Origin of the sequence: Neorhizobium sp. DAR64860/K0K1, assembly GCF_050500205.1 — a bacterium.
GTDB lineage: Bacteria > Pseudomonadota > Alphaproteobacteria > Rhizobiales > Rhizobiaceae > Neorhizobium > Neorhizobium soli.
The window spans coordinates 398,603-423,022 of record NZ_CP191458.1 but is presented as its reverse complement, the minus strand read 5'-3'; the positions used below and the strand labels follow the sequence as shown (position 1 = coordinate 423,022).

20 protein-coding genes are annotated in these 24,420 nt (G+C 60.1%); 15 read left to right on the top strand and 5 right to left on the bottom strand.

The annotated features are described in order from the left end of the window. The first annotated feature begins 185 nt into the window (after nucleotides 1-185). On the top strand, nucleotides 186-686 hold the full coding sequence (locus tag ACQY1J_RS01885; RefSeq protein ID WP_113166514.1) for a cytochrome b: 501 nt from the start codon (nucleotides 186-188) through the stop codon (nucleotides 684-686). Between the two features lie 65 nt (nucleotides 687-751). Here ACQY1J_RS01885 and ACQY1J_RS01880 read toward each other — a convergent pair whose 3' ends face one another. Then, entirely contained in the window at nucleotides 752-1,954 is a 1,203-nt protein-coding gene (locus ACQY1J_RS01880) for a M24 family metallopeptidase (protein ID WP_430249891.1), read from the bottom strand. A 215-nt stretch (nucleotides 1,955-2,169) separates the two neighbouring features. Here ACQY1J_RS01880 and ACQY1J_RS01875 point away from each other — a divergent pair, with 215 nt between their 5' ends. Then, the gene (locus ACQY1J_RS01875; RefSeq protein WP_062578394.1) at nucleotides 2,170-2,874 is read left to right on the top strand and encodes a GntR family transcriptional regulator; all 705 of its coding nucleotides are present in this window, start codon (nucleotides 2,170-2,172) and stop codon (nucleotides 2,872-2,874) included. Nucleotides 2,875-2,975: 101 nt separating this feature from the next. Beyond that, the gene (locus tag ACQY1J_RS01870; protein WP_092663450.1) at nucleotides 2,976-3,938 is read left to right on the top strand and encodes a dihydrodipicolinate synthase family protein; all 963 of its coding nucleotides are present in this window, start codon (nucleotides 2,976-2,978) and stop codon (nucleotides 3,936-3,938) included. A 144-nt stretch (nucleotides 3,939-4,082) separates the two neighbouring features. Here ACQY1J_RS01870 and ACQY1J_RS01865 read toward each other — a convergent pair whose 3' ends face one another. After that, the gene (locus tag ACQY1J_RS01865) at nucleotides 4,083-5,339 is read right to left on the bottom strand and encodes an FAD-dependent oxidoreductase (protein WP_430249889.1); all 1,257 of its coding nucleotides are present in this window, start codon (nucleotides 5,337-5,339) and stop codon (nucleotides 4,083-4,085) included. A 144-nt stretch (nucleotides 5,340-5,483) separates the two neighbouring features. On the opposite strand from ACQY1J_RS01865, the gene ACQY1J_RS01860 reads away from it, so the two are divergent. The 8 genes from ACQY1J_RS01860 (at nucleotide 5,484) to ACQY1J_RS01825 (ending at nucleotide 12,834) form a co-directional block, all read left to right on the top strand. After that, a complete protein-coding gene (locus ACQY1J_RS01860) occupies nucleotides 5,484-6,416 on the top strand; it encodes a LysR substrate-binding domain-containing protein (RefSeq protein ID WP_062459921.1) in 933 nt (310 codons plus the stop codon). Then, a complete protein-coding gene (locus ACQY1J_RS01855; RefSeq protein WP_062459919.1) occupies nucleotides 6,409-7,317 on the top strand; it encodes an alpha/beta fold hydrolase in 909 nt (302 codons plus the stop codon). The genes ACQY1J_RS01860 and ACQY1J_RS01855 overlap by 8 nt, the downstream gene beginning before the upstream one ends. Continuing rightward, entirely contained in the window at nucleotides 7,307-8,260 is a 954-nt protein-coding gene (locus tag ACQY1J_RS01850) for a LysR family transcriptional regulator (protein ID WP_430249887.1), read from the top strand. Before ACQY1J_RS01855 ends, ACQY1J_RS01850 begins: the two co-directional genes overlap by 11 nt. A 117-nt stretch (nucleotides 8,261-8,377) precedes the next feature. Further along, nucleotides 8,378-9,400, top strand: a complete 1,023-nt coding sequence (locus ACQY1J_RS01845) for an ABC transporter substrate-binding protein (protein ID WP_430249886.1) — start codon at nucleotides 8,378-8,380, stop codon at nucleotides 9,398-9,400. Nucleotides 9,401-9,443: 43 nt separating this feature from the next. Next, nucleotides 9,444-10,211: an ABC transporter ATP-binding protein gene (locus ACQY1J_RS01840; protein WP_062577877.1), complete on the top strand. Its 768-nt coding sequence runs from the start codon at nucleotides 9,444-9,446 to the stop codon at nucleotides 10,209-10,211. After that, nucleotides 10,204-11,049 (top strand): ABC transporter permease, encoded by an 846-nt coding sequence (locus ACQY1J_RS01835; RefSeq protein WP_113166521.1) that lies wholly within the window; start codon nucleotides 10,204-10,206, stop codon nucleotides 11,047-11,049. The genes ACQY1J_RS01840 and ACQY1J_RS01835 overlap by 8 nt, the downstream gene beginning before the upstream one ends. A 31-nt stretch (nucleotides 11,050-11,080) precedes the next feature. Continuing rightward, nucleotides 11,081-12,112, top strand: coding sequence for a zinc-dependent alcohol dehydrogenase (locus ACQY1J_RS01830; protein ID WP_430249884.1), 1,032 nt, complete (start codon nucleotides 11,081-11,083; stop codon nucleotides 12,110-12,112). After that, entirely contained in the window at nucleotides 12,112-12,834 is a 723-nt protein-coding gene (locus ACQY1J_RS01825; RefSeq protein WP_430249883.1) for a hypothetical protein, read from the top strand. The genes ACQY1J_RS01830 and ACQY1J_RS01825 overlap by 1 nt, the downstream gene beginning before the upstream one ends. 143 nt (nucleotides 12,835-12,977) lie before the next feature. Here the strand turns inward: ACQY1J_RS01825 and ACQY1J_RS01820 are convergent, their stop codons facing one another. Then, the gene (locus ACQY1J_RS01820; RefSeq protein WP_062459905.1) at nucleotides 12,978-13,532 is read right to left on the bottom strand and encodes a Pycsar system effector family protein; all 555 of its coding nucleotides are present in this window, start codon (nucleotides 13,530-13,532) and stop codon (nucleotides 12,978-12,980) included. A 127-nt stretch (nucleotides 13,533-13,659) separates the two neighbouring features. Here ACQY1J_RS01820 and ACQY1J_RS01815 point away from each other — a divergent pair, with 127 nt between their 5' ends. The 4 genes from ACQY1J_RS01815 to ACQY1J_RS01800 all read left to right on the top strand — a co-directional run bounded on the left by ACQY1J_RS01815 (nucleotide 13,660) and on the right by ACQY1J_RS01800 (nucleotide 21,286). After that, nucleotides 13,660-17,304 (top strand): FecR domain-containing protein, encoded by a 3,645-nt coding sequence (locus ACQY1J_RS01815; protein WP_430249881.1) that lies wholly within the window; start codon nucleotides 13,660-13,662, stop codon nucleotides 17,302-17,304. Between the two features lie 36 nt (nucleotides 17,305-17,340). Beyond that, on the top strand, nucleotides 17,341-19,110 hold the full coding sequence (locus tag ACQY1J_RS01810; protein WP_430249879.1) for a CHASE2 domain-containing protein: 1,770 nt from the start codon (nucleotides 17,341-17,343) through the stop codon (nucleotides 19,108-19,110). 204 nt (nucleotides 19,111-19,314) lie between these two features. After that, nucleotides 19,315-19,938, top strand: coding sequence for a pyridoxamine 5'-phosphate oxidase family protein (locus ACQY1J_RS01805; protein ID WP_184655823.1), 624 nt, complete (start codon nucleotides 19,315-19,317; stop codon nucleotides 19,936-19,938). Nucleotides 19,939-20,635: 697 nt separating this feature from the next. Beyond that, complete coding sequence (locus ACQY1J_RS01800) at nucleotides 20,636-21,286, top strand: hypothetical protein (RefSeq protein WP_092662941.1); 651 nt, start codon at nucleotides 20,636-20,638, stop codon at nucleotides 21,284-21,286. Nucleotides 21,287-21,365: 79 nt separating this feature from the next. Here the strand turns inward: ACQY1J_RS01800 and ACQY1J_RS01795 are convergent, their stop codons facing one another. Next, nucleotides 21,366-21,959: a hypothetical protein gene (locus ACQY1J_RS01795; RefSeq protein ID WP_162728385.1), complete on the bottom strand. Its 594-nt coding sequence runs from the start codon at nucleotides 21,957-21,959 to the stop codon at nucleotides 21,366-21,368. Nucleotides 21,960-22,111: 152 nt separating this feature from the next. Continuing rightward, a complete protein-coding gene (locus ACQY1J_RS01790; protein ID WP_430249877.1) occupies nucleotides 22,112-24,394 on the bottom strand; it encodes a putative bifunctional diguanylate cyclase/phosphodiesterase in 2,283 nt (760 codons plus the stop codon). Between the last annotated feature and the right edge of the window lie 26 nt (nucleotides 24,395-24,420).

Below are 24,420 nucleotides of genomic sequence, written 5' to 3'. Positions count from 1 at the left end.
CCTTCAGTTCAATGTCAGCTTCGGCCTCTAGTCGATCATCGTGACAACCGAAGGAATGAAACGGTGCGTGTGAGACTGAAGTCCCCGCACCAAGCGATCTCGATGATCAAACCCAATGCCCCGTCGACGCTCACATCCGACCGCCCCATGCGACGTCTGAGACAACCACGATGGAAGGATCACCAATGACAACGTCTAGACCTCTATCATTTTCCGTATCTCAACGCGTCCTGCATTGGCTTACCGCTGCGCTCGTCACTTTCAACCTCGTCCTGCCCGATGGCATGAGCGACTGGAACCGGAGTATGGAGCGAGACGGGATGGCCTCTGCCGACCAAGTGGCAAGTGCCAATATTCACGCCTATGTGGGCATTTCTATTCTGGCTCTCGTCGTGCTTCGCCTGATCATCCGCTTCACCAGTGGCGTTCCGGCATCCCCGCCGCAGGAACCCCCGATTTTTCGGATGGCTGCCACAGCCGCGCATGCCGCGCTCTACATTCTGCTCGTCGCAATGCCGCTGACTGGCATGGCTGCATACTATCTTGGCTACGGCAGTGCAGGGGAACTGCATGCCGATGTCCTCAAAGTCGCCTTATGGGTGCTGATCTCCGGCCATGTGCTGGGCGCTCTTGTCCACCAGTTCTATTGGAAAACAAATGTTCTGCGCAGGATGACGACTGGCTAGAAGGCTGCGCCGGCCGACACAGGTGACGCCGGCCCCGGCTCACGCCCTCGGATAGACTCGCCTCGTCAATCAAACGGCCGCTCGAGAGAGGACGACGGCTGCGTGAAGAAGGCGGGGCCCTCTTCGGTCATGTAGATGATGTCTTCCAGGCGGACGCCGCATTCCCCGTAGAGTGCCAACATCGGTTCGTCGGAAAACACCATGCCTGGAGCAAGAGGTGTCTTGTTGCCGCGAACGATGTAGGGGTCTTCGTGCATGTCCATGCCGAGCCCGTGTCCGGTCCGGTGCGGCAGGCCGGGAACCTGATAGTCGGGACCGTAGCCGGCATCGGTCAGCACCTTGCGGGCGGCAAAATCAACCTCTTCGCAGGCGATCCCGATCTTTGCCGCGTCAAAGGCGGCGCGATGGGCTTTCTGTTCGAGCGACCAGATCTCGCGCTGCCGTTCCGTCGGCTCTCCGAAGACATAAGTGCGGGTGATATCAGAGCAGTAGCGGTGGATATGCGCGCCGAGATCGATCAGCACCATGTCGCCCGCCTTCAGCGTCTGCGCGTAGGGAACGCCGTGCGGATAGGCGGTCGCTTCGCCGAACTGCGCAGCGGCAAAGATGTGTTTCATACCGAGCTTGGCATGCGCAGCGGCAATGAAATCGGTGACTTCCGTTGTCTTCACGCCCTCGTAGAGACCTTCCCAGACGGCCTTGTGAACACGAAGGCTCGCGGTCATCGCGGCCTGGATGATCGCGATCTCGTTCGCCGACTTGATCTGCCGGCACTGGGCAATCAAGTCCTTGGCGCCGGTAACCGTCAGGCGGTCGCCGAGATGCGTGGTGATCGGGCTGGAAAATGCGAATGGCGTCGCCGGATCGAAGGCCAGAATGTTCCCGTCTGCGGCAAGGCTGCAGATCAGGTCAGCGACCAAACGGGCCGGATCCTCATGCTCCTCCCAGACCGCGATCTCGCCGGGGATCGTGATTAGCGTCTGGGTCTTCGGCTCCTCGAAGGCTGGGCTGATATAGATCGGAGCGCCGCGCGAAGGGATGATCGCACCATGCATGCGTTCGCTCGCCCCGAGCGTCATGGCGGTAAAATAGGTGAGGCTCGTCGATGTATCGAGATAGACCGCCTTGACGCCTCCGTCGCGCATCAGCCCCTGCAGCTTGGCTATGCGCGCGTTCAGTTCCTCCTTCGAGATCGGCGGAACCGCGGCAGCAATATTGTCAAAACCGGCAAGCGACTGTTCGAACGATATGTAGGCAGGGGCACTCATGCTGGGACTTTCCTGAAAGCGCTGTTCGGCGGGCGGGGCCTACGCGAGGGGTGAGATCTTTGAGCGTGCGCAGTTGGCGTAGCGGTAGCGTTGGGCGATGAATATGCTGCTGGCGACGGTCGTCAAGACTTTCGTTCGAATTGCCGGACGGGCTGACGACGAGGAGAGGATGCAGTAGTGCATGAATGACAGATAAAAACTTTGTGGGTGCCGGCATGGACGACAGCAATCAAAATCATGCGCTGGAGCGCAAGAGGGGGTCCGGCGCGAGGCAGGTCTATGACCTCTTGCGGGATGAAATCCTTGATCTTCGCCTCGCCCCTGGAAGTGCGATCGACGAAGTTCAACTGGCAACGCGGTTCGGCATGTCGCGCACGCCGATCCGTGAAGCTCTGGTGCGGCTTGCCGGAGAGGGGCTGATCGAGACCCTGCCGAACCGGTCGACCATGGTGTCGAACATCGACTTTCTCGGCATGCACGCCTATTTCGATGCGCTGGGTTTGATGTACCGGGTCACGACGCGGCTCGCCGCGCAGCACCACAAGGCAGGTGACCTCGACATCATTCGAGCTCATCAGGCAGAATTCAAAGCGGCTGTCGAAGCCCAGGACGCCTTGGCCATGATCGCAACCAATGCGGACTTTCACGCGGCGATCGCTGCGGCTGGCCGCAATGAATACTATGCGCGCTTCTTTGAGCGTCTGCTGGGCGAAGGGCGGAGAATGCTGCGTCTCTACTACCAATCCTATGATGATCGGCTGCCATCCCGCTTTGTGGACGAACACGAAGAAATCATCGCGGCGATCGAAGCGCGAGACGTCGAGGCCGCGGACAGGCTCGGCCGCGCTCACAGTGAGCAGATCGAAGCCCAGATCGAGCGGTTGCTCACCCGCCATGACAGGCTCGACATCCTCCTGTAGGTCCTTGTATTTTTCTTGTCGACAAGATTGAAGAAGACGCTATGCTGCTCGTCGATAGGGACAGGGGCGCGTTTCCGTGCGCCGAAACGAAGGAGCTTCCCGTGACTGCAAGCATATTTTCGGGCGTCGTTCCGGCGCTGATGACACCGTGCACCGCAAACCGCATGCCGGATTTTGACGCGCTGGTCCGTAAGGCACAGCAGTTGATCGAAACGGGCATGTCGGCAGTGGTCTATTGCGGATCCATGGGCGACTGGCCCCTGCTCACAGATGCGCAGCGCATGGAAGGCGTCTCGCGCCTGGTTGAGGCTGGCATCCCCGTGATTGTCGGCACTGGCGCGATCAACTCCGCATCTGCCGTCGCGCTTGCCGCACACGCCCAGAAGGTCGGCGCAAACGGTCTCATGGTCATCCCGCGGGTTCTGTCGCGCGGCTCTGTGATCGCCGCCCAGAAGGCGCATTTCAAGGCAATCCTGTCCGCTGCACCGGACCTGCCTGCGGTCATCTACAACAGCCCCTATTACGGCTTTGCCACGCGCGCCGATCTGTTTTTCGCGCTTCGCGCGGAACACCCCAACCTTGTTGGTTTCAAGGAATTCGGCGGTCCGGCCGACATGCGCTATGCGGCCGAAACCATTACCAGCCGCGATGACGGCGTGTCTTTGATGATCGGCGTCGATACGGCCGTCTACCACGGCTACGTCAATTGCGGCGCAACCGGCGCCATTACAGGCATCGGCAACGTTCTTCCCAGGGAAGTGCTGCATCTGTGCAACCTCGCGAAAGCCGCGGCCACGGGTAACGCGGATGCACGCTTGCGCGCCAAGGAACTGGAAGAAGCGCTCGGCGTGCTTTCCTCCTTCGATGAAGGCCCGGATCTGGTTCTCTACTTCAAGCACATGATGGTCCTGAAGGGCGACGCAGAATATGCGCTGAACTTCATCGAAACGGACGTGCTCAGCGACAGCCAGCGCGGCTATGTGGAAGCCCAGCTGACGCTGTTCGACACCTGGTATGCCGACTGGTGCACGCTCCCCGGCGCTGTACAGACCTGCAAGCCCTGATCTTTGCGCTCGCGGGTAAAACGGTTCCTGTTTCCGCGACGATAAACGCCGTGGCCGTGTTGAACTCAACGCGGCCCCGGCACTGCGGTGATCAAAGTCATTGTTGCCCCGAAGATTTCCGGCCGCCAGTGAACCTGCAGGATTTCAAATCAACGCGCCCTGGAGCGTAAGCGCTGCCCGCACGTCGTCGGCCGAAACTGTTGCGCTCGAGGCGCGCAATGCTGCGGCAACGCCGGCTGCATGCCCTGTTGCGAAAGCGGTTCCCATCACCCTCAGCGAACCATAGGCTGCCTGATCGGCCCCGGCGACGCGGCCCGCGAGGAAAAGATTGGAAGCTCCGGCAGCCTCGATCGATCCCATCGGGATGTCTGCAAATCCTTCTCCCCCAAGATAGACGAAACGAACTTTCCCAGGCGCCTCGTGAACCTCCATCGGCCAGGCTGCGCGGCCGATACCGTCTTCGCGCCGCTCGCCTTTTGCCAGGGCTGCACCGGTCAGATCGTTGCGCGACCGTGTCCGGCGCGTTTCGCGGATGCCGATCTGCGGTCCGGTCGCTGCGATGAAGGCCGTTTCAAAGCCCGGTAGCTGCCGCAGCAACTGAAGGTTTCGCCACGCTTCTCGTCGTGCCTGGCGTTCCGCTGATCCAAGACTTGCGCCGCTCAAACCGTCCGTGTCGAGGTCGATCGTCATCCACCAGTAGTCGTTCGATGTCGGAAGCCGCAGCATAACGCCCCCGTCTGCACGGTGGATTTGCGTATCGCCGCTCTCGTTGTGCCTTGCAATCAGGTCTGCCATCCGCGCCCGGTCGAATGAAACCCCTGGCGCTACTCCGCCGATGCGAACCGGCAATGAGGCCGGCTGAACCTTGTCGCCTGCCATGCTGTTGACTGTCATTTCGAACCCGGCGAGCGATGCGAGCGCTGCCTCGCCACTGGCATCGACGAATGCGGCGGCAGTGATCTCGTAGCAACCGGCGTGGTCAGTCACGGTGATTGCGGTCAGGCCGTCCGAGCCGGTTGCGACGGCTGTCACGCGAGAGTGCAGCAACACGTCGATACCGGCAGCGTCGGTCATCTGGTCGAAGCCGAACTTGATTGCCTCCGGATCCAGCATGACGATCCAGTTGCCGCTGCTCGACCTGATCGGCGCGACCTCCTGGCCGAGCGTGCCGAGGGTGTGCAAGAGATCCGCACCTATGCCGCGCACGGCAAAGACCGGTTCGGGGCCTTTCTGGTAGAAGCCGCAATAGGCAAGCACCAGCGCGTTTGCCGCTGCGCCGCCGAGGAAGCCGTACCGCTCGACGAGCAGAACTCGTGCGCCAAACCGGGATGCGGCCACCGCCGCGCTCATGCCGGCTGCACCGCCTCCGGCTACCACGACATCATATCGACCACCACGCATAATGCTCATCCTATGGATCTCAATCGATGATGCTCACTGCGGTTGCGAGCATAAAGGCGACGATAGGCGGCCGCGGGTATTGACGCCAATACAGTTTCCGAACCAGGGTATAACCCGGATTTATAGGACGGAGACCCGTGGCGGATGCCGAACCCCAAGCTCAAGGAACGGCAGATCGAGATTTTTCGGACGATCATGGCGACGGGTTCGCTGACGGTTGCCGCAAGACATCTCGGCGTTTCTCAGCCCAGCCTGTCGACCGCGATCAAGCGTCTGGAGGACCAGCTCGGCATCGCGCTGTTTGCCCGCATCTCCGGCCGGCTGGTCCCGACGCAGGAGGCCGAACTCATTCTTGCCGAGGTCGAGCATGTTCATCAGCAGTCGGAAATTCTGTCCGATGTCATCTACTCGATTGCCCGGGGCGACGCGTCCACCTTCCGCTTCGGCTCCACGCCAAGCCTTGGCGCCCGGCTGATCCCGAAGGCACTGAAGCGCTTGCAGCAGCAAGGCACCGCCGGCACTTTCTACAGCGATTCCTTGTCGCAGCGCGATGTGCGTGACTACCTCCTCTTTGGCCAAGGGGCCTGCGTCGCGACGATCGCGGAGGTTAACGATCCGGTTATCCAGACTGTCCCGATCGCCACCGCTGGCCTGGTCTGCGTGGTGCCTGCTGGCCATCCGCTGGCAGGTAGACGGTCCGTCAGGCCAGCGGATCTTTCGGACGAACAACTAATTTCGTTTGGCGCGACCACGACGCACGGTCTTCTGATCGATCAGACCTATCAGCGCTGGGGCGAGACGCGCAAAACGGCGGTCTACGTCCATTTTGTCGACGCCGCTCTCGCCTTCGTCGCCGAACGTATCGGCATCAGCGTTCTCGATGCCTTTTCGGCAATCGACTGCGATGTCCATGGGTTGGTGGCAATACCGATCGAAAACAGCGCCAGCGTTTCCGCCTATGTTCACGTCTGCGACCGTCGTCCAAGACAGAAAGGCGTCGACAGCCTAATAACCGCGCTCCGAGAAATCGCGGCAGCTGTGACAAACACGCAAGCAGGAGCGAAAACCGATGAGTAGACCGGCAAACGCCCTGTTCCCGGGGTTCAAGGACCGTCGCGTCCAGACGGCTGATGTCGATTTCGCCGTCCTCACCTCAGGCTCCGGCCCTGCCATCCTGCTGCTGCACGGCTATCCGGAAACCCGTTCGGCCTGGCACCGGATCGCGCCCGTGCTCGCTGCTTCCTATTCCGTGGTCGTGCCCGACCTGCCGGGTTACGGCGATAGCCGGGTCACCGGGACGCTCATGGATATGGGGTCCAAGCGCCGGATGGCGAAGAGCCTGCACGAGATGATGCGAGCCCTTGGGCACGACCGCTTCGTCGTCGTCGGCCACGATCGCGGCGGAAGGGTTGCCTATCGGCTCGCGCTCGATTTCGAGGAGGAGGTGCGCGCACTGGTTTCCGTCACCGTCGTGCCGACGCCGGAAATGTGGGAAGGGGCAGGCAAGGCTTTCGGGCTTGGCGCCTGGCACTGGTTCATGCTGGCGCAACCCGCACCGCTGCCTGAAACGCTGATGGCGGCCGATCCGCGTTTTCTTATCGACTTGACGCTCGCCAAGATGGCCGGCGACATCCGCCTGATCGATCCTGCGGCGCTGGAAGACTACCGGATGGCCTTCGACAGTGACGAGGTCCGTCATGCGATGTGCGAAGACTACAGGGCTGGCGCGTCGGTGGACGAGGCAGACGACCTTGCCGATCGCAACTCCGGTCGAAAGATACAGGCGCCGGTGCTGGTGCTCTCCGAACAAGGCCGGCTCTACGGTGGCGGACGCACGCCGCTCGACATCTGGGCTGACTGGGCGGTCTCGGTAGAATGCGAGGGTCTTCCAGGCGGACATCTGCTGCCCGAAACGGCGGCTGACCAGATGATCGAGAGGTTGCTGGCCTTCCTTGGGAAAATCACCGATGCCCGCTGAGAACGACGACCACCAGCACAGGGTGCCGGCCACCACCGACGGATTGCTGAGCCTGCGCCAGATGGAGGTTTTCCATGCGGTAATGCAGGCGCGTTCGATCACCGGCGCCTCCAAGGTTCTCACCATATCGCAACCGGCGCTCAGCCGCACGATCCGCCGGATTGAGGACCTGCTTGGAATCGCGCTTTTCGCCCGTGATCGTAACGGGCTGGTGCCGACGTCCGAGGCGCTGGAAATATACGCGGAAATCGATCCGTTGATCCGCCAGCTGACCGGTGTCGGAACGCAGATCGGCCGTATCGCGCGCGGCGAAACCGCCGTGTTTCGGGTCGGTTCGACGGCCAGCGTGGCGCGGGCGCTGGTTCCGCAGGCGCTGCGGACGCTCTCCGTCGAAGTGCCGGGTATCGAGTTGTTCTTCGACGTGCTGCCGGTCGACCAGATCGAGGAATATCTGATTACCGGCCGCGGTGAAGCGGTGGTGACGATTGCATCGCTGGACCATCCGCTGATCGAAAGGGAACATGTCGGGCGCGTCGATCTGGTCGCCGTCATTCCCAAGAGCGATAGCCTTGCGGCCCGTCCCGTCATCCATGCAACGGATCTTGCCGACGTGGATTTCATCAGCTTTGCCGCCGGGGGTGCCCATCAGACAATCGTTGATCGTTTCCTCAGCCGCGAGAAGCTGAAGGTCAACACCCGTGCCGTTGCGCGCTTTTCCGACACTGCCTTGGCGCTGGCGAACGAAGCTATGGGTATCGTCCTTGTCGACTACGTCACGACCCTCGGCCCGGTTGGCAGCAATCTTGTCATCCGGCCGATCCACAACGCACCCCAGTTCTCGATATCCGTCCTGTGGAACCGTCGTCGCTCGCACTCTGCCAACCTGCGCAAACTGATCGAGATCCTCGCCGCACGACTGTCAGCCCTGCCGCCGCTGCCCTGAGAGGTAACATGCTCTGAAGGCATGGGAGGCATAATCATTGTTTGTTGTCTTCTGGTGCGGTGAGTGGCAATGAGGGGCACTGGCGTAACGCAACGCCGTCCTTGGAGGAGGATAATCATGAAGTTTCAAATGAACCGCCGTCAGGCACTCATCGGCATGGGTGCACTCGGCAGCGCTGCGGCTTTTGGTCTGCCTGCACGGGCTGCAACCCGTAACCTCGCCGTGCTTCACCTTGCCAGCCACGCACCGAGCTTCATTGCCTTCGAACGCGGTTACTACAAGGACACAGGGCTGGACATCGAACTGAAGTTCTTCGAGGCAGCGCAGCCGATGGCCGTGTCAATCGCTTCAGGTGATGCCGACTTCGGCGTTACCGCGATGAGCGGTGGCCTGATCAGCCTCGCGCAAAAGGACGCCATCAAGGTTATCGGCGGCGCGCTGACCGAACAGAAGGGCGTTACCGGCGCGATCATCCTCGCGTCGAACAAGGCTTATGAGGCCGGTCTCACCGACCCTTCGAAACTGTCCGGCAAGAGTTTCGGCATCACAACGGCCGGTTCCTCCTTCCATTTCATGGCGCACAAGATTGCCACAGCCAACAACATCAAGCTGTCCGACATCCAGCTGCGTCCGCTGCAGAAGCTTGGCGCAATCGTCGGCGCCCTGACCACGGGCCAGATCGATGCCTGGGCCATTCAGCCGAATGTCGCCAAGAAGATGATCCGCGAAGGCGCTGCCAAGCAAATCGGCCTCGTGTCGGACTACGCACCGGATTACCAGGTGACGACCGCCTTTACCTCGACCAAAAACGCCGCCAACGAGCGCGACATGACAGCGTCTTTCGTAAAGGCCTATTCGCGGGCGATCGCCGACTACAACGCGGCCTTCGTCGACAACAAGGCAGATGACGCCGAGCGCGATGCCCTGGCCAAGATCGTCCACAAATATGTGGAAAGCGACAGCCCATTCGAAACGGCCAAGCAGAACCTGATCGAAGGCGCCATGCGCGTCAACGAGGGCCTCGCATTGTCGCTTGGAAGCTGTGCCGAACAGCTCGAATGGTTCAAGTCCGAAGGCATGGTCAAGGACGCGATCACCAACGAACAGCTGTTCGATACGTCCTACGTCAAGACCATCTGACCGGTCGAACCTGCGGCAGCACTGCGGCCTGCCTGGAGTACCCATGGATCTGAAGCTCAACAACATCAGCCACTCCTATGGAGCCGTCGAGGTTCTGAAGGATATTTCGCTCGACATTCCGCAAGGACAGATCATCTGCCTGATCGGACCGTCGGGCTGCGGCAAGTCGACCCTGCTTCGGTTCCTGGGTGGCCTGGAGCGGCCGACCTTTGGCAACGTGCTGCAGGTCGGCAATCCGCCGGCAGATTCGCTCAACCCGCTGACATACGTCTTCCAGCATTTCGCTCTGCTGCCCTGGCGCACGGTCGAGGGCAATATACGGTTGGTCCTCGAGGACCATGGGCTGAGCGGACGTCAGATGGACGAAATCGTGACGGATGTTCTCGATCGCACCCGCCTTTCCGAGTTCCGCAAAGCGCTCCCCAAGCAACTGTCGGGCGGCATGCGCCAGCGTGTGGCAATCAGCCGGGCGCTTGCGGTCCGTCCCGCAGTCATGCTGATGGACGAACCGCTATCAGCCCTCGACAGCCAGACCCGCGAACTGCTGATGGATGACCTGATCTCGCTCTGGACGCGCCAGCCGTTCACCTCGGTTTATGTAACCCACAATCTCAACGAAGCGGTCCGGCTCGGGCACCGCGTCGTCGTCTTGTCCCGCCGGCCAGGCCGGATCCGCGAGATCGTCGATATCGACATTCCACTGTCGGATCGGCATCTCGGCGATCCTGTACTGGAAGAAAAACAGAAGCAGCTCTGGGACCTGATGCGCGAAGAGGCCATGGCGGCCGACAAGGAGTTGGTCAATGTCTGACGTCACCACGTTTTCCAGCCCTGTAGAGACATCAAGCAAGGGTGAAACAGGAAAGATATCGACCGTATCGTTCCGCGGTGGCGGCTTTGCGCCGATCCCGGTGCAGGGCGTCGGCATTGCAGTCTTTGTCGTTCTGATCGCGCTCGCCGAAATCGGCACCCGTAGCGGGTTCATCTCGAACCTGACGCTGCCACGGCCCTCGGCGGTCCTCGATACCTTTGTCCAGCTTTGGCAGACGGGTCTGCTGTGGAAGCATCTTCTGCCTTCACTGCAGCGGCTTTTCGTCGGTGCGTTCATGGGCATCAGCGTCGGCATAGCGGTCGGCGTGCTGATCGGTCTTTTCAGTTATGTCCGCGCCGGACTGGTCCCGCTTGTCGCGGCGCTGTTCCCGATCCCCAAGATCGCGCTCCTGCCTCTGTTCGTCATCTGGTTCGGCATCGACGAAATGTCGAAATACGCACTGATCGCGTTCGGCACGTTTACGCCGACCGTGGTTGCCACCTATGGCGCCGTCGACAACGTCGATCGCACGCTGATCCGCATGGGCCAGAGCTTCGGGCTGAACTGGTGGTCGATCGTCCGCAAGATCGTCCTGCCCGGGGCATTCCCGGCCATCCTTTCGGGTCTGCGCGTCTCGATTTCGATCGCGATCATTCTTCTCGTCGCCGCAGAGATGCTCGGTGCGCAATACGGCGTCGGCTCTTACATCCTTGAGGCCGGCTCGCTCTACGACCTGGAAAAGCTCTTTGCCGGCGTCACCATCCTGTCGGTCATGGGACTGCTCGTGAATTTTGTAATCGGGCAGGTCGAAAAGCGCTTTCTGAGCTGGCGCGGCTAAACACCTAAATATTATCGAAGGGAACGACACCATGCTGGCATTGCAAAAGGTCCGGCCCGCCAAAGGCGTGGAGGTTCGCGAGATCGGCTTCCCGGAAGCTCTTGCTCCGCGCGACGTTCTGGTCCGTGTCCATTCGGCCGGCATCTGCGGAACAGACCTGCACATCGCGGAGTGGACGCCGGGCTACGAGTCGATGGAGCGCGCCATGCCTGTCACCCTTGGCCACGAGTTTGCGGGCACGATCGAACGGGTAGGGGAGGCTTTGTCGGAAACGATTATCGGCACCCGCGTTACCGCAAGACCCTCTACCACCTGCGGCCGTTGCGATGCCTGCCTTCGCGGCGACGAAGACAATTGCACGGCGCGCAAAGGGATCGGCATCGGTCGCAACGGCGCATTCGCAGGGTTTGTGTGCGTGCCCTATGACAACTGCCACACCCTTCCCGACAGTCTCGACATGGATGTCGCGGCTTTGACAGAGCCGATGACCGTCTGCGCCGAGGCGGTCGCGACTGCGGAGGTCCAGCCGGGTCAAACCATTCTGGTGATCGGTCCGGGTTTCATCGGACAGGGCATCGCCATCATGGCACGGGCGAAAGGTGCCAAGGTCGTAGTGATCGGCCGCGATGACGGGCCGCGGCTGGATGCACTCCGCGCGGCCGGTTTCGAGCAACTGATCGATACGGCGAAGACAGACATGGCGAGCGCCCTGGCGGACCTTGCGCCGTTCGACGCGATCATCGAGGCGGCCGGCGTACCCGCGCTCGTCAGCGCGACGCTGCCGTATCTCAAGAAGCGCGGGATCTTCACCGTTGTCGGCATCCACCCCCGGCCAGCCGAAATCGACCTCACATCCGTCGTGCGCATGCATCAGCAGATCCGCGGCTCCTACCGGGCACCTGCTGCCGACTGGGACGGCGTCATTGCCTTTCTTGACGCCAATCAGCCGCTGATGCGACAGCTGATTTCGCACACGCTCCCACTGTCGGACGCGCTAACGGGTTTCCAGGCCGCGCAGGATCGGGTCGCATCCAAGGTCGTCCTTCGCATGGGAGAGCCCTGATGAGCCCCGCCATTCTTGCGCTCTGGAACGATTATCCCGCCGCCATGGCGGAGGAATACGACGCCTGGCACACATTCGAGCATGTCCCGGAGCGATTGACGGTCCCCGGCATGCGTGCCGCCAGCCGATACGTTTCGGCAGCCGGAAAAGAGAGCTATTTCACCCTCTACGAGCTTGAAAGTCTCGCGGTGATCGAGCAGCCGTCCTATCTCGATCTTGTGCGAAATCCGACGCCCTGGTCTCAGAAAATGCGGCAGCATTTTTCGAGCGTGCTGCGGATCCCGGGCGAGATCGCTGTGAAAGCTGGAAGCGGTATCGGAGGCGCAACACTCGTGCAGGCCTATTCTGTCGAAAGCGGAAAGGCCCATGCATCGATACCGACAATGGAAGAAATTCTGCGCCAGCTGATGACCCAGACCCGCATAACGGGCTTCCAGGTCGTACTCGCCGAGCCCAACCAGGTGTACGAGGTTTTCGAGCAGGATGAAGCGACCGACCCTGATACGGTCAATGTTGTCATCATCGCCGAAGGAACCTCCGTCGAAGCTTTATCGGTCATGCAGGCCGCATTGACGCGGCAGATCGAGCACCGTCTCGAACCCCGCAAAAGGCTGCGCAGCGACCTGTTCAAGCTGCTGATCAGCTACCGCGGCGAGGACTTTCCCTCGCATCGGTCCGAGATCGATACAAACACGATGTGGCATATCGGCGATCACACCTGATCCAAATCGACGTCAGAAACGGAAGGGATCGACCTCTTTCGAAAGGCCAATTCCGCGGTCGCTTGGTGGGTGCCGCAGCCGTGCCGATGTGACGATGAACAGGACCGGGGTTGAGTATTGCTCATCGCCTCAAGATGGCGTGATTAGCGGATGTTCTGCGTCGCCAGCAGGAGAATGACATAGGCGAGGACGGTCAGGACCAGTCCGCGGAAGGCGAACGACACGCACTTGTACTTACGGCGCGAGATCAGCGACAGGATGTCGGCGTTATCGAGATATTCGTTGAACAGGTAAGAGACATCGCGGTTCGCCGCAGCGAGCTCGAACAGCGGGCGATGATGCGGCCAGGTGCCCCAGAAGAGAGACGTCGAGCGGGGGATGTTGCGGGGGAGGACAACCAGGATTGCGCAAATGATTGAAAAGACTGACGCGCAGGCCAGTATCGCGCGAAGCAATGCCTCCGGAATGTCTGCCTTTGCATAGAGCGCCCAATCGAACACACTTCGCCCTTCCGCAGAAGAGATCAAGAAAGCCAGCATAAACGTGAAGATATAGGCGGCCTTTTGGTCGGCTATCTTGATCTGGTCATAGAAGACGTCATTGATTTTTCGGATGTGGTTTATGTACTCCTCCGTCACCTCACCGCTTGCCATGGTCAGGTCAAGCATCTCCGTAGGTGCGCTATCAAAGTCACTCACGTGAAAATTCTCCGCTTACAAAGTATCCTCTCTAATAAGACTCTGGCGGCTATTCAATAGTCTTGCTAGGGCGACTACGACACTTAGTTGCTTAAGGGTGGAGCGGCGGGGGATGCCGGATTGTAGAGTGAAACTTTTTAAGGCAGCAACAGTGCTGTCACTGACGACGGCTGTTCTGTTATCGGCTGCACTTGAGTCTGCGGGTGCGGAGCCCGTTCCGCGCTCAGGTACTGCAGCTGGGGCCGTCATCGCACGTAAGACCGGCGAGGAAGTCCGCTTTATTGACGTGTCCGACTGGCAGTCCGTCGATCTCAAACAGGACCTGATGAGCGGCGATATCCTGCGCACGAACGAGGTCGGCCAGCTCGCCATCGTTTTCTCGGACCGTACCCAGGTCAGGCTCGGCCGCAACACCTCGATGGTCGTGAAGCAGATCACCAGCGAGACGAGTTCCGACACGGTGTTGCAGCTTCAGTCAGGAACGATCTGGGCCCGGGCCGAGCGCGGAGGGCCCGGCGTACAGGTCCAGACGGCCGCAGCGGCTGCCGCTATTCGAGGGACCGACTGGACCATGACGGTCAGCGGCAACGACACGTCGCTGACGGTTCTCGACGGGGTCGTGCAACTCGCCAATCCACAAGGCATGGTCGACGTGCGTGCGGGTGAGGCGGCAGCAGCCACCTTGGGTCAGGCGCCTCGCAAGGTGGTTATCGTCGACTCCGATGACCGCGAACAAATGCTGTTCTACCTTCCGCCGCGAGAAGCGTTCGAGCGTATGCCGCCAGCAGCGGTCCCATTTGCAGACATGCGCCGAAATGCCGATCGGATTCTGGCGATTCCACCTGAGAAACGTTCGACAGCCGACCTGGTCGATCTGGCGGAAGCGCAGTTGTCGCTTGAAGGCCCGGCAAAGACAATGGAGATGCTTGGTGCGCTGGAGCGCACGCAGTTATCATCGACCCAACGGGACCGGCTGATCCTGATCAAGGCCATCATCGCAGCCAACCAAGCACGATACGGCGAAGCCGCGGCCCTATTCGTGCAGGTCTCTCACCGCCTCGATCCGCGCAGGAGAGCGATCGCGCTTTGGGGTGGCTATTACGCACGGTCGCTGGCAGATCCAAGCCGTGTCGAGCCGCTGCCACCGAGCGCTGGAGGACCGGAAGCCGCATTTCTGCGGGCCTATGCGGTCGGTTTCCTGAAGGACCTGAATGCGTCGATCGAAGCCCTTCGCGAAGCGGAGCGACAGTACCCTTCCGACCCCTCGCTTCCGGCCTATCGCGGCTGGATCGCGTTGTTGTTGAATGACCGCAAGCAGGCGGAGGAGGCGATAAACCGCTCACTGTCTCTCGATCCGCATGAGCCCACTGCGCTGGAGGCGCGATCTCATTTCAAGGCGGGGTTCCAGGGCGATAACGACGGAGCGCTGGCAGATCTCTACGAGGTTCTGAAGGTAACGCCGGGAAGCAGCACCACCTGGAATGCGATCGCCGACATACACTCGACCAGAGGTGCCAATCGAGAGGCAGAGGCAGCGCTTCGAAAGGCGATCGAGTTGGATCCGATCGATCCTATATCGCACTCGAATCTGGCGATCTTCTATCTGGACACAAACCGGGTGAAGGAGGCGAAGCGCGAGATCGATCTCGCCATGGCTGCGGATCCGGCGCTGGATCAGGTTCTGATTGCGAGAGGTCGCTACTATCTCCAGACAGGCGAGCCCGACAAGGCGGTCGAAGACCTGCTCGCAGGCACTGTTTCCAATCCGGCGGATGCCCAGGGGCAAATTGTTCTTGGCGCGGCCTACTACCAGAAAGGGGACCGTGTCGCTGCAGAACAGGCGATCGACAATGCCGATAGACTGGATAACAACGATCCCGTCATCGCGGCGGTTCGGGCCTCGGTGGCCATTTCGGAGTATGATGCGCCGGGTGCGATCCAACATGCGCGAGACTACGTCCTGCGTGCGCGAGCGCGCGGTGGAGAGTACACGTCGCTGGGCGCAAACCAGCAGGCGGGTTCGATTCTCAACAGTGCGTTCCGCTTTCAAGGCCTGAACGCCTGGGGCGAATTCTACAGCGATGCCGTCTTCGATCCATTTTCCGGTGCTGCCTATATCGATGAAAGCATCCGTGGCAGCGTCAACCCTTTCGCGAACAGCTACCTCTATGGTGAGGATGTCATCAACAATGCCCCGAACGGGCAATTCTTTTCATCAACGCTTCAGGGGCTCCTGCTGGAGCCGACACTGATCTCGTCTCCCAGTCGCGGGTTTGACATTCTCACCCGGCCGTTCTTCGAGGCGTCTGTCGGAGGTGGCTTCACTGCGGCGGGCGGAGGCACCGGCGGGACGGGCGAGGCAGAGATTCAGGGCTATACGAACTTCCCGAACCCGACGAGCTACTATGCCAATTTCGAATGGCAGAAGTCACTCGACGCCCGCGACGCCGGCTTGATCACGGATATCGGGACAGAGCTGGAGGTGCTCGGCGGCAATGTCTTCCTGACCACCAGTCCGACCTATTACGATCGCATCGTTCTCTATTACAACGACGCCAAGAGCACCTTCGACCAAGAGGTGACAAGCTCTGGAGCCTTCCCCCTTGTGAGGAATGAGATCGTCGGGAGAAGCCGCAACGGCGGCTTAGGCTGGAGCCACACATTCGCCTACGAGAATGTCATGAACGCGGCCATTCTGTACAGCGGGACGAGGCGCAATGACACCCGGTACAGCGAGATCGACTTTGGACCTCCGTTCCCGACCCTTCCATTCGCGCGGGAAAGCGATGAGTTTGAAGAAAATGCTTATATTGCCGCAGCCAGCCATACGTTCAATGCGGGTGATCTGACCTGGCGCTATGGTGTTGAAGGAGGCTGGATCTCCGAATCCCAGTCACAGACGTTAGAAGACCTTCTTAACGGGGGTGCTAGGACCGTCAGCAGCTCGGATCGCACGAGCGTCGCAAGCGTTTATGTCGATCTGCTCCACGAGATCCAGTCAAACTTGAAGGCTGAGTACGCCGTATTCGGTAACTACCTCAGCAACGACGCATCTGACGGTGTTCGCCTAGAGCCGCGTCTCGGCCTTGCCTGGTCACCTGCCGAGGGACAGTGGCTCCGCGCTGCCGTGATGCGCAGCAGCACGGATCTGTCGACGCCGACGCTGTCGCCGGTCTCTGTCGTCGGCCTGCAGCCGAATGCTTTCGACGTTGCACCCGAAGGACGTGCCGATACGGTCGCACTTCGGTGGGATGCCGAGTGGACAGACCGGTTCTTCACGGCTGCGGAGTTCCAGCACCAGGACGTGCGCGACATGCAGATCGCAGTTCCACTGACAGCCGTTCCCTTCACCACCAGCGAGGGACGCATCGATAGGGCGAGTCTGACAGGCAATCTTCTCTTAGGGCACGGCTTCGGTCTCTCGTCCACGATCGCCTACTCGGATTCGGAAGAAAAAGGCGGCAGCCTGCCCGCCGGCTCATCCTTGCCGTTCATCCCGGAATGGGCAGGCCAGCTGGCGCTCACCTATGTCAATCCGGCCAATGTCCAGGTTTCGCTGGCCGCCAACTACATTGGCGAGCGGATAGGCAGTGCCGGGACTGGCCTTGGTGACTACTGGACCCTCGACAGCAAGCTGACCTGGGAGCCTCTCGACAAGCGGATGGCGTTGGAACTGGAGGCTTTCAATCTGCTCGACGAAGAGTTCGAAGTCGACGCCGGCGTTCCCGCATGGGGAAGATCCTTCAAGGGTACGTTGAAGGTTCGTTTCTAGATGTCAGGTAGTCGGTCGAATGCCCGCGGCGGGCCCATGCTCGGGTCTCGGCAGCTAAAGCTCACGGCGCTGTCACTGATAATCTACGTCGCATTGACGTTGATCGCTCAGCTTCCAGCTTGGTCGCTGCTCGACAACCGTGCGTTCGACTATCTCTCGACCCTGAACCCTTTGCCGCTTGCCTCGGACAGCCCGATCGTCGTTGCGATCGACGAACCCTCTCTCGCCGAAATCCAGAGCCAGTGGCCGTGGCCACGAGGCCTGCATGCCAGACTGATCACGGCGTTGCGCGCGGCCGGTGCCAAGACGATCGGCATGGACATCATCTTCGCGGAGCCGTCCAATCCGGGAGACGACGCCGCCCTTGCCGCAGCGCTTGGACCAGACGTCGTGCTCGCCGGTGACGAAACGCTTGTGACGTCTGCGCAGGCGGATCAGTTCGTGCGGGTTCTGCCGCTGCAAATGTTCAGTGACGCCTATGCTTTGACGGGCATTGCCTCGATTACGCTTGATCGCGACGGCGTTCTGCGTCGTCTGCCACCCTATGACGATGGCTTCGCCGCCACGGTTGCGACTGCTGCAGGTTTCGAAATTCCTCTGGGAGTGCCGAACAAACTGCTTCAGGTTTACGGGCCAGCCCGCACATACCCGACAGTTTCCTATTACCAGGCGCTCGAGCCGGAGCGGTTCCTGCCCGATGGGTTTTTCAAGGATAGGATCGTTCTGGTCGGTCTAAGCCTTCAAACCGCAGCGACGGTGGAGAAGGGCGGAGCGGACGCTTATGCAACACCCTACACCGTCCACACCGGTCACCTGACGGCCGGCGCTGAAATTCAGGCGACGATCGTCGACAACATCAGACTGGGATCTTCCGTTACAGAAGCTGACCAGGCACTGCGTCAACTTCTGCTGTTTGGTGCGGTCGTCATCGGGGCGCTGCTGGTCCGCAAGGATACGGGTTGGAAAACCGTGTTGTACAACAGTGTCGCGCTTGTCGTGATGCTGGGTGGAGCTTACGCCTCGTTGCGGTTCGGGAGGGTGTTTGTGTCTCCGGTCTCGCCCGCATTGGCGATGCTCAGCCTGAGCGCTGCGCAGGCGGGGCTCGATTACGCGAAGGAGCGGGCGGGCCGTCGCCAAATCACGCAAGCGTTCGCTCAGTACCTATCGCCTGACCTTGTTTCTCAATTGGCCAGCGATCCGACCCGTTTGAAGCTTGGCGGCGAGAAGAAGAAGCTGAGCGTCCTTTTCTGCGATGTCCGCGGGTTCACGACAATCGCCGAGCAGCTAAAGGATGACCCTCAACACCTCACCGAGCTGATAAACCGGCTGTTGACGCCGCTGTCGGATATCGTGCTCTCCCATGGGGGAACGATCGACAAATATATCGGCGACTGCCTGATGGCATTCTGGAATGCGCCGCTCGACGATCCCCACCATGCCGATCACGCGGTTTCAGCCGCGCTCTCAATGCTCGCTTCAATGGAGAGCCTGAACGCCGAGCTCGCGCGTGAGGCGGAGATCGCCGGTCGAACGCATCACGAGCTGCGTATCGGCATCGGCATCAACACGGGTGATTGCGTCGTGGGCAACATGGGTTCGACCCGGCGCTTTGACTATTCCGCGCTCGGCGATGCCGTCAATCTGGCAGCACGTCTCGAGGGGGAATCCAAGAACCTCGGCGTCTCCCTATTGATCGGGGCAGGGACGGCGGCCAGCCTGGCCGACACGAGCGGTGTGAGGGAGCTCGGCCGCATCCTCGTCAAAGGCAAGAGCGAGGAAGTCTCGGTTTTCACTGTTGTGCGGTAGGAGATCGGACAGGAAGAATTTGACGGGAGAAAGCGTGCATCGATAGAGACGAACCGAAGAGTGTGATCCCGATCAACTGCGGCCGGAATGTCCACCGGCCGGAAGAATGAGCATTCCAATATTTGATTTGGTCGAGCTATAGTCCGATCCGCGGCGCCGCACCGTCCGGTCACCATGCGGGCCCGCCTGAATATGGGGGTTCACGTGCCGTATCATTTCCTGGAAGTCGCCGTGACGCCGAGCGTCAGAGCCGCACAGGCGGATATGGGTGCGGATCAAATATGGTTGGGCAACCACGACCGCCCCTCAGATACATTCACGGAAAACGAAATCGCCTTCATCGCCTCGCGCGACAGCTTCTACATGGCATCGGTGTCTGAAACCGGGTGGCCATACGTTCAACACCGTGGAGGGAGAGCTGGTTTTTTGAAGGTCGTCGATCCTCGAACCATGGCATTTGCCGACTATCGAGGTAACCGCCAGTACATCAGTGCAGGAAATTTCGCAGCCAACGACCGGGCCTGCCTGTTCCTGATGGACTACGTCCGACGAGCCCGGCTCAAAATCTACGCACATGTCGAGCGGCTAACGCTCGATGCCGATCAGGCTCTTACCGATCTGGTCTCCGATCCCACCTACAAAGGCAGGCCGGAGCGGTTATTCAAGCTTCGGCTCGAGGCTTACGACTGGAACTGCCCGCAACACATCATTCCGCGCTATACCGAGCAGCAGGTCGAGGAAGCGGTAGCACCCCTTCGTCAAAGACTGCATCAGCTGGAAGCAGAAAACGCGACACTGCGGGCCCGTTTGGAAGGCAAAGCCTTGTGACCGGCGCTCGAACGATCGTCTAAGACTTACACACGAGATTGCGTGGTCGGTCGCCGGGCAGCGTTGCCTCAGCCGCTGGTCTCAACGTTCGTCGCCGCATGATGGTATAGCAGGCGATCCCAGCTGTACGTGGCTCGCCCGTTCGCTGATGTGACGATCGAGGGACGCGATCATCTCTTGGGGGCTGTCGCAGCCAGCGCCATATGCCCTCAACAGATAGGCAACCGCTTCCTCCCCCAACACGCTGGTCGGCTCAACGGTGTTAACGGCGGACCAGTCGAGGTGCGCGTCTCTGATCAAGTTGAGTTGCGTAACGTCAAATACACCCGCCGCCATCGTCGTCTCCATTATCGATCTCTTCGCAGTTACCATGAGACCGTTGCGACGATAACGCATGGACGCGGTTCTTGTTGCCGGCGACCAAGCCTGTTTCTCGTGACAATGCTTCGTCCAGGAGACATGGAAAACCTCTATGACGTAGGCCCCGCGCTGAAGGATGGGCATCGCTCGCAGACTTGAACACGGCTGCTCGGCATCACATCTATTGCCAGTAAAGTCCGCTCCATCTTGAAAATCTCAACAAACTGGAACGGTAACGTTTGTTTTCTGCACGCTTCGGTGCAGACTGTCACTTGGAACGATTCCGGTTTTTACTCTTCAGTCGACTCCACGACAGGCTTACTTAACGAGGTACTCGGTGATTGATTTCTTCGGCACAACGCAAGGTTTCATGACGTTGGGAGCGCTGATTGGCGCTGGTAGCTTTGCTCTGGGATCCGCCAGTCGGTCCATCCACAAACTCGGCGTTCTCGTCCGTCCGGGACAGACAAACCGGAACGCGCGCAGCCTTGCAATGCGAACGATGCTGGCGCTCGATGACTACGTTGGGGCCGCCTATGCAGCCGTCCATGACCGGCCTGAGTTCAATCCTATGGACCAGGAGGAGTTCGCGTTCCATCTTCCCGAACCAGTGCTGATCCTTCCTGACGACGCGGACTGGCAACTTTTCGGGGCGGATCTTGGCGAAGAGATATTGTGGTTTTCAAACCGTGTTAGCAACCACGAGAACGCTCTCGAAAGCCTCGATTTGTCGAAACCTGCGCATGACGGCTTTTTCGAGCGCCGCATTGAGGGTTACGCCCGGCTTGCTGCAAGAGCGATGGATTTGATTGCTCGGATCAGCAGCGAGTTCGACCTGACCCTTCCTGAAAAACCGGACTACTATCGTCAGGCGGAAGGGCTGGCCAAGATTCTGCACGGCCTCGATAAGGCGACCGCAAACAAGCTCCAACCCGCCACCGGGAATGCAACCACGAATGTGACTCCACTGTTCCCAAAGTCAGTGTGATCTGCAGCCTGCATCTGTTGACCGACATTTCCAACGTCAGGCTATGCGATCAGGCTGAGCCTGATACGGGCCTTTTTTGTCAGAACTTGTACCGGACCCCTACGACATTGGCGTTCGAGCCGCCGTGCATGTCGCCAAGCGTTCCCCATGCGCCTGAGCGATGGTGGAGCCGCCAGAACACCTCCGTGTTCGGGAGCTTGTCGCTCGAAAGGCTCAGCTCGGGTCCAAGGTAGAACAGGGTGCGTGCGTTGCCGTCCCGTTCCTGCTCGTGATCCCGCTCCCGACCTTTCTGGCTTTTGGTGACATGGCTGAGGCCGAACGTGAAAGATGGCGAGACACGCACAGGGCCGAGCCTGACGCCGTCATGTCGACCTACGACACCGCCCCACACCTCGCCGCTCGTGCTCTCGCCGAACCGACCAGCAAGACCCGCCTCCAGGCCGAAGCTGAACGTCCCAAACTGGTATGGGAACACCTGGTACCCCAGCCCAATCAACGCGTTATCTTCGTAGTCAGAACCGAACACGTTGGCAGCGTCGAGCATATTCTCATCGACCATAGCGCCACCGAACACCATCACCGACTGATCCAGATCAGGACGGTCTGCTCGCGCATGACCGAGACCCAACTGCAAGACGACGGCCACCAAAGCCATCCTCGGGAAGAAATTCATTCCAGCTTTCCTCCTCAGGAGTTGTTTCGCGCGCCGTAACGTTAGCAAGACAACATACGACCTGATCCGTTGTAGGCAAGACGTCATCGACTGTCGAGAGTTGTGGCAGATCCGAAACGACCGATGGAATTCTGCCACCGTTCGTGTTCCGTTTATAACGAGACGCGTATTTGGCTCGGCCGCACCTGGTGGCCGAAGGCCTCGATCGGTATGGGTCGCGAGAAAAGGTAACCTTGCAGCTCGTCGCATCCCGCTGCGATCAGGAACTCCCTCTGCTCCTCGGTTTCGACACCCTCGGCCGTTGTTGCCTTGCCCAATGTCCGGCTCAGACTGGCGATAGCGGAGACGATGGCGGCACCTTCTGCCTTGCAGCCCAGCAATTGGACGAAGGACCTGTCAATCTTTACGCGGTCGATTTTGAGGTCGATCAAATGGCTCAGCGACGAAAAGCCGGTGCCGAAATCGTCGAGCGCAATTCTCACCCCGCGTGACCTGAGTAGGTTCAGGTTCTCGGCCGCGCCTTCGTCGAGGTTGAAAATGGCAGCCTCTGTTACTTCAAGCTCCAAGCGATCCGGGGAAAGCCCGCAATCCCTCAGAATCGACAGAACCATCTGGGCAAAGTTGCGCTGTCCGATTTGTGACGGGGAAACGTTGACGGCAATCGAGAGATGAGCCGGCCAGGACGCAGCAGCGGCGGCCGCCGTGAGCAAGACCCATCGGCCAAGCTGGTTGATCATCCCGGCTTCTTCAGCAATCGGAATAAACTTGTCGGGCGACAGAAGCCCCCTTGTCGGGTGGCGCCATCGGACAAGAGCTTCCGCACCTGTAACATCACCTGACCTGTCTGCCTGATGGACCCCTTGGGCAAAAACTTCCAGATGACCTACCCGGTTGTCGCGGATCACCCCTTGCGTGTCACCCGGACCTTCATCTCTTTCGAGCATGATGCGCAGTTCGTTCCGCAGTTCGGTGCGTTCGTTTGCGCGGGTGTCCAGCGAACTATTGTATTCTGCCGCGCGGCCGCGGCCACTTTCCTTGGCATCGTAGAGTGCGACGTCTGCCCGACGAAGGAGTTCCCGGGCAGTGGTAAACGCGCCCTCAGGGGCCGTGTATCCGATGGAGCCGCCGATAGAGACAACGACAGTACCGTTCACAAGATGAAACGGGTCGCTGATGCGCACCATGATCTCGTTGCACAAACCGATGATGCTTCGGTTGTGGCCGAGAGAGGGGATGAGGAGGGCAAACTCGTCGCCGCCGAAACGCGCAAGCGTGTCACCAGGCCGAAGAAGCGACTTCATCCGCTCTACGGCGATACGCAACAGCTCGTCGCCAGCGAGATGGCCGTAGACGTCGTTGACCTGCTTGAATCGGTCGAGGTCGATCAGCGCGACGACAGTCTCGCGGTCTTGTGTCCCGAGTTCGGTAAGACATTGCTCAAGTCTTGTCGCAAACAAAGCGCGGTTGGGAAGACCGGTCAGCACGTCGTGATGGGAAAGATGCCGCGCATGGGTCTCGCTCGCAGCGAGTTGTTTCAGGCTATAACGCAGGCGCAGCAGCAGGGCGGAAAACAAGATGGTGACGACAAGTCCGGCGGCAGACAGGAAGGGCAGGAGACGCGCGATAACGCGAGACCCAGGCAGATCCGGTTTCCAGACGATAAATCCGATGGGCTCTGCCGTGCGGGTGGACGCCACCTGGAACGCGACCTCACCCGGTTCGTAATCCGCTGTGCGAGCATAACGTGCCCCCGCGAGACCCTGCTCCCTGCTCAACATATCGAGCGTCGGGCCGTCCAAAAACCGGATGGCGATCAGATAGTATTCCGCCTTCACCTTACCTGGATCATCTTGCACCTGATGAACCACCGGAACGATGCCCGCAATCGAGGGCCTGCCTTCCAGCCGGAGCAACTCCACCTGATTCTTTTGGGGAGCGGGAGCGTGCTGCCCATTGGTTTCCAGGCCTTTTGTTACGGCCGAGATCATTGGCCAAAGGACGGGACGAACCCATTTGAAACGACGCACGCTATCGGGGTCAGGCTGGAGTGCGAGTTCTCCGTCGGGCGAAATCAGAAAAACGGCGCTGTAGCCAAAGACGGATGTGGCGATCCGACCAAACGTCTGGATCGACGCGCTTCTGGATATCTCCGTGCCGCTGTCCGAAGAGCCGGGCGATAAGAATGAAGCATAGCCTTCCGCCAGCAGTTGCATATCCTGTGCAACGCGGTCGACCTGATTTTGCAGCCTGCCGTCAACCAGCTCTCGTTGCCTGTCGCGCGCCGCAGAGTCGCTTTCACTTCCGGCCCAAATGGCTGCGAGAACAACGAGCCCTAATATTGCAAGACCGGTTCCGGTCAGCAGGATCAAAACCGACTGCGACGACGAACGAGCCGACAGTCGCGTCAACAATGAAAACACCCAGTTTGAAGACACGGAATCTCCCCTCGCCCAGGGAAGTG